The organism is Loktanella sp. M215 (genome assembly GCF_021735925.1).
Lineage (GTDB): Bacteria > Pseudomonadota > Alphaproteobacteria > Rhodobacterales > Rhodobacteraceae > Loktanella.
The window spans coordinates 2,323,845-2,340,639 of record NZ_WMEA01000001.1; the positions used below are offsets into that span (position 1 = coordinate 2,323,845).

General features: G+C 60.9%; 10 protein-coding genes and 1 pseudogene. 6 read left to right on the forward strand and 5 right to left on the reverse strand.

Going from position 1 to position 16,795, the window contains the following annotated elements:
- Positions 1–9 precede the first annotated feature (9 nt).
- From GLR48_RS11405 to GLR48_RS11420, 4 genes and pseudogenes are all read left to right on the forward strand, one after another.
- Positions 10–1,707 carry a ShlB/FhaC/HecB family hemolysin secretion/activation protein gene (locus GLR48_RS11405; RefSeq protein WP_237061503.1) on the forward strand — a complete coding sequence of 566 codons (1,698 nt, stop codon included), beginning with the start codon at positions 10–12 and terminating at the stop codon, positions 1,705–1,707.
- A complete protein-coding gene (locus tag GLR48_RS11410) occupies positions 1,658–6,823 on the forward strand; it encodes a two-partner secretion domain-containing protein (protein WP_237061505.1) in 5,166 nt (1,721 codons plus the stop codon). The genes GLR48_RS11405 and GLR48_RS11410 overlap by 50 nt, the downstream gene beginning before the upstream one ends.
- Positions 6,823–8,754 (forward strand): caspase family protein, encoded by a 1,932-nt coding sequence (locus GLR48_RS11415; RefSeq protein WP_237061507.1) that lies wholly within the window; start codon positions 6,823–6,825, stop codon positions 8,752–8,754. The genes GLR48_RS11410 and GLR48_RS11415 overlap by 1 nt, the downstream gene beginning before the upstream one ends.
- A 157-nt stretch (positions 8,755–8,911) precedes the next feature.
- A pseudogene (locus GLR48_RS11420) lies at positions 8,912–9,640 on the forward strand (IS1595 family transposase); the annotation flags it as partial.
- A gap of 329 nt (positions 9,641–9,969) precedes the next feature.
- On the opposite strand, the gene GLR48_RS11425 reads toward GLR48_RS11420, so the two are convergent.
- On the reverse strand, positions 9,970–10,599 hold the full coding sequence (locus GLR48_RS11425; RefSeq protein ID WP_237061515.1) for a hypothetical protein: 630 nt from the start codon (positions 10,597–10,599) through the stop codon (positions 9,970–9,972).
- Positions 10,600–11,117: 518 nt separating this feature from the next.
- Between GLR48_RS11425 and GLR48_RS11430 the strand changes: the two genes are divergently transcribed.
- Positions 11,118–12,050 carry an IS5 family transposase gene (locus GLR48_RS11430; protein ID WP_237061516.1) on the forward strand — a complete coding sequence of 311 codons (933 nt, stop codon included), beginning with the start codon at positions 11,118–11,120 and terminating at the stop codon, positions 12,048–12,050.
- A 327-nt stretch (positions 12,051–12,377) separates the two neighbouring features.
- Here GLR48_RS11430 and GLR48_RS11435 read toward each other — a convergent pair whose 3' ends face one another.
- The gene (locus GLR48_RS11435; protein ID WP_237061518.1) at positions 12,378–12,881 is read right to left on the reverse strand and encodes a hypothetical protein; all 504 of its coding nucleotides are present in this window, start codon (positions 12,879–12,881) and stop codon (positions 12,378–12,380) included.
- Between the two features lie 595 nt (positions 12,882–13,476).
- Between GLR48_RS11435 and GLR48_RS11440 the strand changes: the two genes are divergently transcribed.
- The gene (locus tag GLR48_RS11440; protein ID WP_237061520.1) at positions 13,477–13,617 is read left to right on the forward strand and encodes a hypothetical protein; all 141 of its coding nucleotides are present in this window, start codon (positions 13,477–13,479) and stop codon (positions 13,615–13,617) included.
- A 175-nt stretch (positions 13,618–13,792) separates the two neighbouring features.
- On the opposite strand, the gene GLR48_RS11445 is transcribed toward GLR48_RS11440, so the two are convergent.
- The 3 genes from GLR48_RS11445 to GLR48_RS11455 all read right to left on the reverse strand — a co-directional run bounded on the left by GLR48_RS11445 (position 13,793) and on the right by GLR48_RS11455 (position 16,380).
- The gene (locus GLR48_RS11445; protein ID WP_237061521.1) at positions 13,793–14,950 is read right to left on the reverse strand and encodes a toprim domain-containing protein; all 1,158 of its coding nucleotides are present in this window, start codon (positions 14,948–14,950) and stop codon (positions 13,793–13,795) included.
- 39 nt (positions 14,951–14,989) lie between these two features.
- Complete coding sequence (locus tag GLR48_RS11450) at positions 14,990–15,484, reverse strand: hypothetical protein (protein ID WP_237061522.1); 495 nt, start codon at positions 15,482–15,484, stop codon at positions 14,990–14,992.
- A gap of 221 nt (positions 15,485–15,705) precedes the next feature.
- A complete protein-coding gene (locus GLR48_RS11455) occupies positions 15,706–16,380 on the reverse strand; it encodes an ArdC family protein (RefSeq protein ID WP_237061525.1) in 675 nt (224 codons plus the stop codon).
- Positions 16,381–16,795 lie beyond the last annotated feature (415 nt).

Here is a 16,795-nt window from a genome sequence, read left to right on the forward strand (position 1 = left end):
GGGAACCGCATGGTTTTATATCTCAGATCGCCGCTGGCCCGCATCGTTGCGCTGCTGTTGGTGCTGGCTGCGCCGGTCTGCGCGCAGACCGCAAGCGAGGTCACGCCGGACAGCTTTCGCCCGCCGCTGCAAAAGCTGAATGGGGCCGTTGTCTTTACCGGGCAACCCGGCACGCAGGCGCCGCCGGGCAGCGAGTCCATCGGCATCACCCTGTCCAGCGTCACCATCGAAAATGCATCACCGGCGCTGGCGACGGCCAACGAGGCGTTCCGGACGCGATTGACTCAGGGCCGCGTGCCGGTGTCGGAGCTCTTCGACGCGACCGCCGCGCTAGAAGAGGCCTATGCCAACGCAGGCTTCGTGCTGACGCGCGTGGTGTTGCCGCAGCAGTCGTTGCGCGACGGCGGTGTGCTGCGTGTCACGGTCGTCAGCGGCTTTGTGGAAACGGTGGATACCGCAGCGGTGCCCGCGCCGGTGCGTCAGCGCCTCGATTCACTGACCGTGCCGCTGCTGGACCGGACGGGCATCACCCTGCGCGAGCTGGAACGCCAGTTGCTGCTGGCCGGCGACGCGTCTGGCGTTGCGCTGAACACGGCGCTGGCCGCGGGCACACGGCCCGGCGGCACCGTGCTGGCGCTGGACGCCGCCTTCCGGCGGGTGACGGGCTTCATCGGGGCCGATAACTTTGCGTCCTCCGATCTGGGCCGCCCGGTGATCAATGCGGGGGTCGAGGTGAACTCGGCGCTCAGTCTCGGTGAAACGCTCTATGGCCGCCTGTCGGCTGCGCCAGAGGGCGTTCTGTCCGGGGAACCGCGCTACCGCGTGCTGGCGCTTGGGGCGCTGGTGCCGGTCGGCGCGTCGGGTCTGACCCTGAACGCCGAGGTGACCAGCAGCCGCACCCACCCGGAGTCGAATGTGGCGCCGACACGGTCGGCCTTTGACCGGCAGTCCCTGCGCCTGATCTATCCGGTCATCCGGTCGCGCGAGTTGAACCTGTCGACGCAGATCGGCATCGACCACCAGACCGACAGTCAGGACCTGCTGGTGCCCGGCGGCGCCGCGGCGATCTACGAGGATGAGATCACCGTCCTGCGCGCGGGGCTCAGCGGCAGCAAACAGACCGGCGAAGGCCAACTGCTCGAAGGCGGCATCACCCTGTCGCGCGGGCTGGACATCTTTGGCGCGCGCCGTGCCGGGGCCGTGCCGCTGTCGCGGCAAGGGGCGGCCCCGGAGTTCACCAAGCTGAACCTGTCCGCCCGTTATCAGCGTGCTGTGGGCGAAACCCTGACGTTTTCGCTGTCGGGCCGGGCGCAAAGCGCATTCGGCGACGCGGTGGTGACAGCAGAACAGTTCGGGATCGTCGGTGCAGGCGATCTGTCGAGCTTCGACTCCGGCGGCCTGCGCGGCGATTCGGGTTACGTCTTGAGGACCGAGGTCGCGCGCCCCATTAATACGACGCTGCTTGGCCGCAGTTCGGTCTTTTCACCCTATGTGTTCGCGGGCTTCGGTGCGGTCAGTCTGGCCCGGCCGACGGCACTGGAGCAGGACCGGGTGACCGCGAACGCCTATGGCCTGGGGTTCGATGTGCTGCTGCAAGGCGAGACGCCCTTCCGGGCCGACACCATCCGTGTCGAATTTGGCAAAGGAAATCGTGACGATGGCAAAGATGACACACGCTTCAGCATCTCGGGCAACTTCCGGTTCTGACCTGCGGCTGCCGGTGTCGCGGCTGCTGGCCGCACTCCTGTGCTGCACGTCTCCGATGGCGCTGTGTGCGCAGGATCTGCCGACGGGCGGTCATGTCGCCGTGGGCAACGTGCAGATCGCGCGGCCGGGCGGCGGTGCGATGGTGGTCACCCAAGGGTCCGACACCGCCGTCGTGAACTGGAACAGCTTCGATGTGGGGAACGGCGCGTCGGTGCGGTTCGACCAGCCGTCGGCCAGTTCTGCGATCCTGAACCGCGTCACGGGCAACACCGGAACCGAGATCTACGGCAGCCTCACCGCGAACGGTCAGGTGCATATCGTCAACCCCAACGGCATCTTCATCGGACCAAATGGCATGGTGCAGGCGGGCGGCGGCTTTGTCGCCTCGACCCTCGATATCACGGATCAGGATTTCACGTCGGGCACTTACCGTTATCGCGGCACCGGGGCATCGGGGACGGTGACGAACGCGGGCACGATCACCATCGGGCGCGGCGGTTACGCGGCCCTGTTGGGCGGCCATGTAGACAATGCGGGCACCGTCAGCGTGCCGCTGGGCCGCGTCGGCTTTGCCTCCGGCGAGCGTGTGACGCTGGATCTGTCCGGCGATGGCTTCATGCAGGTCGCGGTGCCGACCGGGGCCAAGGGCAAGACCGGCAAGGCGCTGATCGAAAATTCTGGCACCGTCACCGCTGCCGGTGGCCGGATCGAGATGCAGGCCGCCACCGCGCGCAACGCCGTGCGTCAGGCGATCAACCTGACCGGCGTGGCCGAGGCGTCCTCGGTCAGCCAGCGGGGCGGCATGATCACATTGGGCGGCGGTGCAGGTGGCACGGTCAGCGTCAGTGGCAAGGTGCGCGCCGCGGCGGCCCCGCGTCCGCGCAGGTCCTATGCGGTAGCCTCCACCCTGCGCCCGCAACCGCGCCCGGCGCTGGGCGGCGACATCACGATGACCGGTGCCGCAATCGTGCTGGACGGTGCGACCCTGAACGCGAACGGCGTCGGCGGTGGTGGGACGATCCGTGTCGGCGGCGATTTCGGCGGGGCAGGGCCCTTGCGCCATGCACAGACCCTGACGGCAGATGCGGCGACTGCGCTCTCTGCCGATGCAACTGTGCAGGGCGATGGCGGCCGTATCGTGCTGTGGTCCGATGTGCTTACCGAATCGGGCGCCGCAATATCCGCACGCGGCGGGGCCAACGGCGGCGATGGGGGCTTTATCGAGGTGTCGAGCAAACAGACGCTGAACTACAGCGGCAGCGCCGACACCCGAGCGCCGCAGGGCGACTGGGGCATGTTGCTGCTGGACCCAACCAACATCACGGTCGATGCCGACAGCCCACTTGAAGCCTCAATCGAAAGCGATCTGCTGACAACCGATGTGGAGCTAAACACCAATGGGGAGGGCTCTGACCTCGGCGACATCACAATCAACGCTGACATCGACTGGACCACCGGCACAACGCTTTCTCTATACGCTAACAATAGCATCGTGCTGAACGGCGCGATCAACGGCGCAAATGGCGGGCTGTTCCTTTCGGCAATGACCGTCCTCTCGACTGGCGGCAATGACATCACGATCAATTCCGGTGTTGATTGGCCGACTGGAACAATCCTGAATTTGTCATCCGACAATGACATCGCGCTGAACGGCGCGATCAATGACATCAATGCCGGGCTTAATTTGTCTGCATCGAACAACATTACGATAAACGTCGATATCAACTGGACCGACACAGCGATGCAGGAATTTGACGCCGGCAACGACATTGCATTGAACGGCGCAATTAATGGCGCGAACGGCGGCCTCCGGTTGTCAGCCGGAAGCAACATCACAACTGGCGAGAACGGGAACATCAATGTGGCCAGTTTCCGGCTAGATAGGGGCGACTGGCGCCAGGTCGGCATACTGCCTGCATTCTCTGCCGGCAGCTTTAACGTTGCTTTGGGCAGTTTTCTGCGGGCCCGCAGCGGCGACGGTGGGGCGACCCCTTATCAGATCGTCGATGTCTATGGCCTACAGGGGATCGGCACCTCCAGTGAATTACTGGCGTCAAACTACAGCCTGGGCAACGACATCGACGCTAGCAGCACCGCGAACTGGCGGGGGTCTTCGGCGGGTATCGTAGGGTTCACCCCGATTGGCGATGACCTCGTTAGCGATCCAAATTTCGGTTCCGATTTGTCGTTTCAGGGAAGTCTTGACGGCGGCCACCACATGATCACAGGGCTGGTAGTCGATCAGGTCGATAATCAGGGTATTGGCGGTAATGCGGGACTATTTGGGGATATCGGGTCCGATGGCAGAGTTCACAACCTGACGCTGACTGGCGTCAATGTTTCGGGCAATGTGGCCGGAGGCCTCGCGGCCGTCAACAATGGCACCGTCAGCGCGGTCAGCGTCACAGGCGCTGTCAGGACCGAGGGATTTTCCGGCGGTGGTCTGATCGGCACGAACTTCGGTATCGTCACGGACAGCCGCGCAAACGTGACCGTCACCGGCGGGCCGTCGGCCTTCTCCGACTGCTGCTTTAACACAAGGGTCGCGGTCGGCGGTGCGATCGGCGAGAATTACGGCAATGTAGCGCGCAGCCATGCCAATGGCGACGTCAGCGTGACCGACGCGGGCCAGTCGGGGATTGATGGCGCGGCCGGCGGTTTTGTCGGCTATAACAGCGGCATCATTGAAGACGCCTATGCGACAGGGAACGTCACGGCCACGACGGAGTATGATGGCTCCTTCAACGATTCGATCAACAACGCGGCTGACGCCGGCGGTTTTGTCGGCGTGATGGAAGAAGGCAGCGAGATCGTTCATGGCTACGCTGCGGGCGCGGTCACTGCGACCGCGACCGGAACCGAACTGGCGACTGCGGGCGGCTTTGCCGCACAGAACGTTGGCGGCGGGATCACTGGCGCCTTTTGGGACACGGATAGGTCCGGTCAGTCCAACAGTGCTGGTGCCACCGGTCTGACGACAGCGCAACTGCGCGACACGTCTTGGTTCCTCGTACAAGCGGGGGCGGACGGCTGGGTCTTTACCGGTACGGGCGCGGTCTGGTCTCCCGGCGAGGCGGGATTCGATCCCGCCCTCTATACGACATCGGCAGTGGTCTTTGCGCAGCCCAATCCGGTCACTGTGATCTACGGTGAAACCGGGACCACGACCGCGACCGGCACGATTACCGGTGGGCCAAGGCTTTACGTGTTCGACGATGCCACATCTGCGGACCTGAACCCGCAGGATATTCTGGGCAATCTCATCTTCGGCAACAGAAATGTCGGCACGACCACCGTGCAGACCGGTGTGCAGTTCGTCAGCGTCCCCGGTGGTCCGGCATTTCGTGTCGTCGATTTGCCAACCACCGCAACCATCACGCCGCGCGCGATGACCATCACCGCGAACGACCAGACCAAGACCTACGGCGAGACACTTTCGCTGGGTTTCGGCGATGTCATCGTTCAGCGCGACACTGGCACGGCCCCGACGGGCCTTGTGGCCGGCGACAGCGTGACGGGTGTCACCATCGGCAGCGCCGGTGCCGCAGTCAGAGCAGGCGTGACGACGGATCTGCCCTACGCCATCGTCGCGCAGGACGCGACGGGGACCGGTCTGGGCAACTACGACATCACCTACGTGAATGGCGGCCTGTCCGTCACGCCGCGCGCGATGACCATCACCGCGAACGACCAGACCAAGACCTACGGCGAGACACTTTCGCTGGGTTTCGGCGATGTCATCGTTCAGCGCGACACTGGCACGGCCCCGACGGGCCTTGTGGCCGGCGACAGCGTGACGGGTGTCACCATCGGCAGCGCCGGTGCCGCAGTCAGAGCAGGCGTGACGACGGATCTGCCCTACGCCATCGTCGCGCAGGACGCGACGGGGACCGGTCTGGGCAACTACGATATCACCTACGTGAATGGCGGCCTGTCCGTCACGCCGCGCGCGATGACCATCACCGCGAACGACCAGACCAAGACCTACGGCGAGACACTGTCGCTGGGTTTCGGCGATGTCATCGTTCAGCGCGACACTGGCACGGCCCCGACGGGCCTTGTGGCCGGCGACAGCGTGACCGGGGTGACCGTCAGCAGCGCAGGTGCAGGCCGCAGCGCCAACGCGACGACGGAGCTGCCCTACGTCATCGTGGCGCAGAACGCGACGGGGACCGGTCTGGGCAATTACGATATCACTTATGTGGACGGCGGGCTGACCGTCGACCGCGCCACGCTGACCGTGACCGCAAACGATCAGGGCAAGGTCGAAGGCCAGACCTTTATCTTCAACGGGACCGAATTCACCGTGACGGGGCTGGCGGTGCCGGGCGACAGTGTGAATGGCGTCACCTTGGCAAGTGCGGGTGCCCCGGCGTCGGCGCCTGCGGCAGGCAGCCCCTTCGTCATTACAGCTACGGATGCGACTGGTAACCGGCTGGATAACTACGACATTACCTATATCGGCGGCACCTTGACGGTCGACGCTACCCCGAAACAACCCGTCGTGACGCCGCCGTTAGTCCCGCTGCCGGGCTCTGGCCTGCCAAATCCGCAGGACCGCGTGTCGACCGACCTTGGCCTTGGCCCTGTCACCGGATCCGCAGGCGTAGCGGCGGCCAGCGGCAGTGGCACGGCCGGCGCCGTGGCGGAAGAAACCCTCGGAAAGGCGCGGGGCATCGCCGACAGCCTGACCGCCAAGGCGCAAAGCTGCAGCGGTAGCGATCAGGACGTCTCGCGCTACCTCGCCTGCCTGTCCGACGCCCTGAACGACTTCGCGGGCGAACTCGACTCCATCGTGGCTGATCTGCCGCCCGGCCTCGCCAATGTGGCGCAGATCGTGCAGGACGCGCGCAGTGGCGTCGATGCGGCCCGACGTCGGGCCGAGACCCGTCTGGCGGGCGCCACGACAGATGCCGAACGTCAGGCGATCCGCAGCGACGCCATTCAGGAGGCCCGCGCAGCCATCGACATCGCGTCGACGGAAATCCGCAAAGCGATTTCTCTCGTCCGGGCAGAAGACCCGGAACTGGCCGCGATCCAGCGCGAGACGATCACGACCGTCGCCGCTGCCGTCGACAGCGTCAGCATCGAATTGTCGCGCGCCGTCGGCCTGTGATGCTGCGTCTGCTGGCTGGTCTGACCCTGTGCCTGACGTGGCTGACCGCCGCGCAGGCCGAGGAGCGTGTCGCCTTCATCGTCGGCAACTCTGCGTATCAGACCGTCGGAGAGCTGGAGAATCCGGTCAACGATGCCTCTGACATCGCCATCGCGCTGGAAGGTCTGGGGTTTAAGGTGCTGCTGGGCCGAAACCTGACCCATGACCAGATGGTCGCGATGGCGGGGCAGTTCGGCGATCTGGCCGCAATGTCGGACGTGGCCCTGTTCTACTATGCCGGGCACGGTTTTCAGGTGGATGCGACGAACTACCTGATCCCCATCGATGCGGCCATCGCGACCCCCGCCGACGTGGCGGGCGAGACCATCGCACTTCAGGCCATCCTGAATGCGATGGACCGCGCGCCCGGGCTGAAACTGGTGATGCTGGATGCCTGCCGCGATAATCCCTTCGGGGCGGCGATGGCGTCGGATCCGCGGCTGGGCAACGGTCTTGCCCGCGTGGGCACAGAAGCGAACTTCATGTTCGTCTATGCGACCCAGCCCGACAACGTGGCCTACGACGGCACCGGGCGGAACAGCTTCTTCACCGAGGCGATGCTGAGCCACATCTACACCCCCGGTCAGGACATCTCGGACCTGCTGATCAACGTGCGGCGCGACGTGCTGGCGGCGACCGGTGGCAAGCAGATCCCGTGGGACAACTCCTCCCTGACCCGCCAATTCCGCTTTGACACCGCCCCGCCGACTGCGTCAGAGGAGACGCTGCTGTGGCAGGTCGCCGCGAGCGCCAAGGACCCGCAGCTGATGGACCTTTACGTCCAGCGGTATCCCGAAGGCACCCATACGGGCGATGTCATGGCGTTTCTGGACCAGCAAAAGACATCTGCCACCCGCACGCTGGGGACCGCCGGCGTCGATACGGCAGCCCAGGCCGACCGGCTTTGGGCACTGGCCCGGCGGACGCGGATGCGGCCCCTGCTGGAATTCTACCTGCAGAAGTATCCCGACGGCGCTGACGCAGGCGCGGCGCAGGAACTGCTGGCGACCCTTCCCAGCCCGAACGATGCGTCACCCGGATCGGTCTGCGAACGGCTGGCCACCCATCCGCGCGATGCCACTGCAACCAACGCGGGCACCCCGTTCGAGACGTTGCAGCGCAACGCCTTGACCGCCATTCAGGCCTGCAGTGCCGCAGTCATACAGGCCCCGGACCTGCCGCACTACGTGGCCCTTCTGGCGCGGGCAACGGCCGCGGGGGGCGATCTGGGACGCGCGGTCGAACTCTATCAACAGGCGTCGGATCAGGGCGACCTGCGCGCGATGGTCTCGCTGGCGCAGCTTTACGACAGCGGCAATGGCGTGCCGCAGGACCCGGCCATCGCGCTTGCGCTTTACGAACGTGCCGCGGCGGGCGGCAGCCCGGATGCGCTGATCAACCTCGCGGTGTCATTGCTGCAGGGGCAGGGCGTGCCCAAGGATCCGGACCGCGCGATCGGACTGCTGCGCCGCGCCTCTGCGGAAGGCTCAGCCAAGGCGACCTTCAACCTTGGCGTTCTGGCGCAGGAGGGGCAAGTCGACACGCCCGCCGCAGCCCTCGCCTATTTCGAGCGGGCCGCCACGGGCGGCGAGGTCGGTGCCTACCGCGCCGCCGCGATCCTGCTGGACGAAGGGCGCGGCGTGATCAAGGATCCGGATGCCGCGGCGAACATGCTGCTGCGCGGGGCGGCCGAGGACAGCGGAGAGATCAATGCCATGCTGCAGGCCAGCGCCGGCGAATGGACGCCCGCGACACTGATGGCCATCCAGACGCGCCTGAAGGCCGCCGGATTCTATACCAAGGCGATCGACGGCGTTCCCGGCCCCAGCCTGATGGCCGCCCTCGCCGACTGGCGCGGCGGCGGCTTCGACGCCAGCGTCCTTACGCCCTGATCTTGCCAGAGGGGCAGACCGCCACAGGCTGTTAACTCGGGTGATTTCACTGGCGACAGTCACCATCAGTGAGTGACCGATCGTCAGCATAGCGTCTTAAATGCGACGACTTCGGATCGGTCTGTTTTAGATTGTTGCAGTCGATGTCAAAGGGCGGGTGACGGCCGGCACGGTGATGCATAGCAGCCACTTGCCGTTGCGAACGTGGTTCCTTGCCGCGCACATCATTACCAGTCATTCCAACGGCATGTCAGCACTGCAACTTCAGGCCCAACTTGGCCTGGGCAGTTACAAGACAGCTTGGCACCTCTTACAAAAGCTGCGGCGGTCCATGGTCAATCCTGGACGCAATCCCCTGAAAGACCTCGTTGAAATTGATGAGACAGAGATGCCGTTCCGGTCCCGGCATGATCCACAGGATCGTCCAAAGGGCGGGCGCAGCCCCGTCGGAAAGATGTTTGTCGTCTGTGCCGTCGAGTTGTCAGATGACGGCCAGCCGCGCCGGATCAGGATGAAGCACATTCCCGACGGTGCGGCCAAGACGCTGCACGGGTTCATTGGTCAGGTCGTAGAACCCGGCGCACACATCATCACGGACGGCTGGCTCGGTTACGAAAATCCTCCTGCAAACACGCACTAAGCGAAGGTCGTCAGCGGCAAGAAGGCACACGAGATCCTCCACTGGGTCCACCGCGTGTTCTCCAACCTGAAAGCATGGGCAAAAGGTGTCTTTCACGGCCTCAGAAAACGTCATTTGCAGCGCTATCTGGACGAATTCGTGTTCCGCTGGAACCGACGGCGACACATGCGCAGCGCATTCGACTCGCTGCTCGGGATCGGTGTTGGTCTCGGTCCCGCGACATATCGCGATTTCGTTGAGCTGCGGCCTGAAGGCCTTCGTTCCCCACAAAAGCCGCCACCCGTAAATCAGCGAAGCACTCAAAACTGATGCGGGCAACCTCTCAACCCAACGGCGCGAAGTTCTGCGCCGCGGCAACATGTAGGCCGACCGGATTGAAAAGAATAAGCCTTATCCCGAATAATAGGAACGGCGTTATTTACTGATAACGCACGCCCTTCCAGCAACCACTCTACACCCTCGCTCAGACTGCAGCACACCTAGAAATCTTTCTCGTCACGCACGCCTTCAATTTCGGCGTCGAGCAATACTTTTTCTGAATGAAACAGCGGTCATCGGAAATAGCTCAGAAACGCTTACACCTCAAATGAAAGCCGCGGTGCTTGAGTTATTCTGGCTGGTAGTCCAGCCCCCGAGCCGAATACAGCGTCTGTCGACGTATTTGGAGCAAGAAGGCGATCCATCGACGCCTGATAGTTCCAGCAATTGTGAATATATATCTGACGTGCAGGCCGTGAGCCACCTAGTTTAATTGGCTTGAGAGTGCGCGCATAGCCTTGCGTATTGGCCGGCGCCCCTTCGCCATAACAGACTAAAAATGGATCTTTCAGCCGAACGGCGTTTACGTAGGAAAGTTGCGTTGGACTGCCCTCATACCATTCCCGTAATAAGGCAAGAATTCCATGTAACGCGGATTTTCCACTTGATCGATCGACGATCAGAGCACTTCCATTGACGCCAAAGTAATCACAAATCCGCGAGAGTTCAAATGGGGTGAACCACCATGCTCCGAAATCACCGGGAAGATCACCGACTTTTAGGACAGGGTTGTGAAACCTCAACAAGACGGTATTTGTTGGCAAAACTTTAACCTGTGGACGTTCGATGCCGCCGCCTCTATGTCCCGACGCATCGAAACCTAGGGCCTTCAGCTTGACCTCGTTGCTGGGCTGTCCGTCAGGATAGTCGGCATCGTTTATATGCATGCTCGACCCACCTTTGCAGATTTCCTTGTTCAACGGATAACGTGAACATCTCTATTGGTATTCTTTCAATCGCACGCTGTGATGGACTGCTCCCATCGAGTGGTCCGCATTAATTGTTAGCGCATCGTCGGCCTCTGGTCTACTGAAACGTATGCTTCTGGCCCGGGTGCAGCGCGACAATCAAGATGAGCATCTGTCAATCAGGATGAGAACGGGGGTTTGGGGGCCCGCAGGAAGGGCATAGCCCGACCGGAGGGGCCCCAAACTCGCGTTTCGACCTTAATGGGGAGTTGTGAAGGTCGTTATCGGTTCAGTTAGAAGACGATATTTAGTTATTCCCAAAGGCCAGCTTAATCGTCACCATCCTCCTGATGAAACCGGATCGGGTGATGCGGTTCTACAATCAGCGGGGCACCGCCGAGCAGGACATCAAGGAAAGCAATACGCCTTCCACTGGCTTTTTTGCACAAACCCGGTGAGGGATTCATGTTGCGAATGTAGTGTGGTAGCTGGCCCGCATGAGCAAACCGACATCACCTACCTACAAGACCACGAACTGGGCTGACTATAACGCGGCGCTGAAGCGCCGCGGATCACTGACGATCTGGTTCGATCCCGAGATGAACTGGGATGCCGAACCTTCCCGCAAGAGGGGCAGATCGCGGACCTTCAGCGACGCCGCCATCCAGACCTGCCTGACCATGAAAGTGCTATTCGGAATGGCGCTTCGCCAAACGACGGGCTTCGTCGAGAGCCTGCTGCGGCTGACGGGTCTGGACTGGGTCGTGCCTGACTTCAGCACCATCTGCCGACGTCAGAGGACGCTTGCAGTCAGCATTCCCTATCGCGGCGCGAAGGGCCCGTTACATCTTCTGATCGACAGCACAGGGATCAAGGTTGAATGGGAAGGCGAATGGAACGCGCGCAAGCATGACGGCCCAAAACGGCGCGTCTGGCGCAAGATCCATATCGGTATTGATGAGCGAACACTGGAAATCAGAGCAGTCGAGATCACGGGCAGCAACACCGGCGACGCGCCGATGCTACCTCATCTCCTCAACCAGATCCCGCGCGATCAGGAGATTGGCAGCGTGACTGCGGATGGCGCCTACGACACGCGCCGATGCCATAACGCCATCGCCGATCGTGGAGCCTCCGCAGTCATCCCACCGCGCAAAAATGCCCAGCCGTGGAAGCCAACCACTGCCGGCGCCATCGCCAGGAACGACGCTCTGCGCGCATCAAGATATCTGGGCAGCGCACTCTGGCGGAATTGGAGCGGCTACCACCGCCGAAGTCGCGTCGAGACAAAGATGCATTGTGTAAAGCTGTTGGGCCAGCGCCTGATGGCACGGGACTTCGACCGCCAAGTCGCCGAGGTTCAGGTGCGCGTCGCGATCCTGAACGGCTACACCGCCCTTGGCATCCCTGTCACGAAAGCCGTGGGATAAATCCGTCTGGGGAAAGGGGAAAACCGTTTGTCAGCTGGTTTGCGCAACAGAGCCTGGGCGCGGCACAAGATCTGCTCTCCGCGGGCCATGACACGGCAGCCATTATGCGCGCAGGCGGGTGGAAGAGTGTGGATGTTCTGGCGCGGTATTTCGATTACGCGTAGTTCAATGCCTGGGCGTGAGTATTGCAAAATTACACAAATCTGTATTTGCACCGTATGTAAGTATATTGACGGTTTAAAAGTCTAAAATTAAAGAAAGACAACGCGAAAATGCGAACGCAGTGTTTTCTTGCTGAATCTACAAACGGACGGCAGCATGGGGCGCTCATGGGAGGGCGATAGGTACCGGCTGGCTCTGGGTCATAGTGCTTCGGATCGGGTTAATGGTTACGGATGATTTTCGGAGAACTGCTTCATAAAAAGCCTGCTGAGCTGGCTCACATCTGTTTCCCACCTCGATCAGGTCAAGCATTGCTAAACCCCAAGTTAGCGTTACGAGTGGGACATTCCCGGTCTTTGAATAAGCAGCGGCGGTTCGAGTAGACTTAAGAAGCTCGATTATCGCCAGCCCACAGTTTACTGAGTCGTTGCCAAAGTATTTAGCCATGTGCTTCCCTTTGGTGGCGAGAAAACTAGCAAGAACCTTGCCGTCACTCGGATTCTTACCTTGTCTGATTGCATATGATTGATACTCATACATCATTTCCAATGAATTTGTAACCGCGCTGCGGGTTTCCTGGCCTACCCCCTTACTTTGCATTAAGTCGTCGATTTGTTGAACCACGACCTTCAGGCCAAGGCTACCAACACTTTCATAGATATTGCCCATCGCTCCCTCGCTACATCGCAGGTTTATTTATTCCGAAATTGACATTCCCCATGTGGCCTGTCGCTTGACGTCAGATTTGCCTGATCTTTTCGTATGGTCAAGAATTTTGTCCTCCCAAGCTCTGCTGCAATTGTCAGAGCTCCCGAATATGGGTTGATTGGACCGCAAAGCTGGGCCATCCCTGCTCGGCGGCGCAGTTTTTCAGCGCGGCGAACGGACCTGTCCTGTCGCTTTCGTTCAGTTTGGGTCTGGATCGCGGTCACGCGCATAACGGTGGCGCTTGTGATCGGTGAATGGCGGCAAGGATGGCGCGCACAGGACCGATAAGAAAGTGATGACGAGCAGTTCCCCAAGGTCGTGGCGGGCGTTAAGGGCTCGCGGATCAGGGACTTCGTCAAAGGCGGATAGAAAAATCTGCATGATGATGAGGACTCCGTGAACGCAATCCCCAGTTCAAAATCCATCTCGCCCTCACAGGCAAGAGCCGCCGATCACGCCTTCAGTTCCAAACGCGATTCCCCTGAACGCGATCAACCAAGGATGGGCAAGATCCTTTGTTAGCTTGGGGACAGGTTTGATCGCAGATGGAATTTATATGATCTATTTTAATCCCGCGGTTGGGAGGCTTTCGGGGATGGCCGCAAGCGGACTAACCTCAAATCCTGTGAAAAACTTTATGATCCGTGAGGGCATGGAGAAGGTGGTCAAAGACGCCTACCGCACCGGAACGCTGTAATCGGTGTGTCATTCGGCAGCCAGTTCTGTGTCTGACGCACTTATGATACAGATAACGCGACGCTCAAAGGGACTACCCACCGGAAAACGATCAGGCCAAGGCGACGCTTCGTAAATCTGGATGTCGCCTTGCGACCTCAGTGACCTGTCCCGTTACATTCAGAAATTCTGCTGTTTTAAGTCGAAGATGCGCGACGTTCGGCTTCGAGGGTGGGCGATGCACTTTCGTTACGAGACTTAATGTAATCGTCAAAGATCATCCTGCGCAACTTGCGCATGTCGTTCCGCATCGTGCCGCCATTCTCGTCATCGGCTACGAGTGCAGCGACAAGGTAGTTGTTCTGGTCGTTGTGCAGCTTGTCCGGAGCGACGTACTTCGCGCAGACGGTCGGCTCCTTCGAGACTCCGAGCATGATCTTGCTCGCGTAGGCCATTCCGGCGTGATCGTTGTCCGTCGAGATGAAGACGGTGACTTTCTCATGCTGGCCTGCGGCGCGCTTGATCAAATTGATCGCAGACTGCTCGCCGCCAGAACGGACCGCGACGAGAAACGGCAGATCCTCGAAGGGGCGCTGCATGATCCAGGAAAAGCAGTCGATCGGGCTCTCGCAGATGACGATCTTGTTCGCCAGGTCGGTGTGACCCGCAATCCATGCGCCAGGGCGGCCGCCCTTCGTGAATGACTTGAAGCCGTCCGCTTTCGTCTCAACGCCGGCGTACTCAGCGGGCACTGATACATCATCAACGAAATGCAGGTACGGGAAACGGATGTTCGTCCCGCCGCGCGACGTGCGGAACGAAGCTGCGTAGACCAAGGGAATGAACGAAATCGACCGATCGAGCAGGTAGTCTGGCATGCGCGCCGCCGGGGTCCACGCTTCGGAGCCCGACACGTACTCAGCCCTCACTTCATCTGAGCTCTTTTTCTCCACGGTATCGGATGACGCAGATACGGGGGCGGGTGCCTGCGGCGCATTGGTCTGGTGGGATGGAGAAATCCGGGACGATTCTTCTTTTGCAGTTCCGATCAGTGAGCGGAGTTCGACGCGGGTTTTGCCGAGCGATCCGGTGACCTCGTTAGCAATATCGATGATCGTGACGGTGCGCCTCACAGGGTAGATTTCGGAGATCATGTAGGCGCCGGTCCGACCCTTGAAGACCAGCACGTTCCTTCCATCCTTCGTGTACGGAGTGCTGTTCGACCCCTTCTTCTCGATCTTGATGGCACCCTCCTTCGTTGCGTGTCCATCCGTCCAGCCGAGAGCGCCCATCAGCGTGTTGGCATCGTGCGATTTGAACATTTCCAGTTCAGCTTTGCTGTTTTCCATCGTCATTTTCGTCATCCTTGGTTTGGGGTTGGGTGGCAGGTTGGATCACATCCGGTATGGCGTGATCATGAAGAGGGCCGACGGGTCCGACGCGTCGCGGCAGATCAGGGGCTTTTCGGCGGGTTGCTCGGCGTCGAAAAACATGTCGAGGTCCTCGGCCTCGACGAGCTTTGACACGCCGGCCAGATAGAGGGACGCAAAGCCGACGCTCAGCGGCGGACCGTCGTAAGAGCAGTGCAGCTCCTCACGCGCGTCGCCGAATTCCGACCGCGGCAACGTCAGCACCATGGTGTCGTTCGCGATCTCCATCCGGACGCTGCGGATCTTCTCTGAGCCTGGGATCTCGACGGCTGCGTCGAACGAGGTGATGATGCAGGTTTCCAGATCCGTCGCGGTCATCTTGACCGTATTGTCGGCCATCGCCTCGACAAGGATTTGGCTCAGGATCGGTACAGTTTTGCTGTTCGTTGAGACGGATGCGAGGCGCTGAAAGGCGGCCGTCAGGTCCGCGTGTGGCGCTTCGAAAGCTGCGATGTTCATTGTCGTGCCCCAAGTTGAGTTGCTTGGGCTGACATTCACATTCTGCGCGTGTTTCGTCGAAATCGGGGGTGTATCGAAACCGGAAGCGATTGCCGATTCTGGATTTGCCACGACCCTACGTAACTGAAATGGTTGACGATAATTAGTTTGACGACTTCCGGTTTTAGCCGCCGAAAAACCCGCTACCGCCGCGGCAACGCGGGGCGCGCTGGGCTTTGCTCTTAGCCTTCATCGCCCCAACGCTTGCGCCCTAAATCACGATCAAGACGGCTCTTGTGTTTCGTCCAGTGCGTCAGCTCATGGGCAAGGGCCGCATAGTATGTCTCTGGGCTGCGGAACGTCTCGAAAGCTGGCATCTGCACATGACCACTGCCGCCTCTATAATGGGCACTATTTCCACCATGGCGAATGTCGGCGCGCGTAGCGGCAAAGAACCCGTCCGCATGCTCAATGCGCAAGGCCGGATCAATGATGGATTCCGGCTTGGTATAGTAGTGCACCCGCAAGCCTTCGATCTGCTCGACGTTGAAAACGCTGTAACCTTTCATGAAAGAAATTTTGCGCTCTTCCTCGCCGCCGTCGTCCTGCTCTTCGGTCTTGGTGATGGTGTTGGCGTACACTACCAGATTACCTCGCTCGCCCTTCTTTACATAAGCGCCCAGCTCTTTTGCTTGGCGGAATGTCATCCAGTAAGGGGAGAGAAAACCGGCCTCGACCGATGCGCCCCACAGCATCGGGATATTGATCCCGTTATAGGGCATCCCGTTATGCCGTAGCGGCTTGGTGATCTTGCCTTCCAGATTTCCGCTGCTCCATGGCTTCAGCCAGCTCAGCTCGCCCTTTTCCAGATCGGCAATAATCTTGTCGGTCAATTTCTGATAAACATCTGTCTTCATTTCCTTTTTCTCCTGCTATCGGTTGCGCATGCAACCGATCTGCCCCTCTGGCGAAGAGAGGGGGGAGACCGTCCAGACCGAAGGGTATGGGAGTGGTGCGGGCGCAGCCGAAGGCAAGCCCGGCCCATGGCCTTCGCCCAAAGCAAAAGCGCAGGGCTTGGTCTTGATGGGTGATGGGGCGATCAGCCCCCAATCAAAGAAAAGGTACTCGCGCGGGTGCCTAAGCGCCCGCGCTCTGCCTCAAGGGCAGCGCTGCTGCCCGCCCGCGCAAGGGATTGAAGCCCGAAGGGCCGAGACTACAGACGCGGCGCGCGAAAACTCGGCCCGTCAGGGCGCGCCAGTATCCGCGATTTCATTTTTAAAGATCGATGTGGGAAGCCAATTGAACCGCGCCGGGTTTGCCGGAGACTTGAAA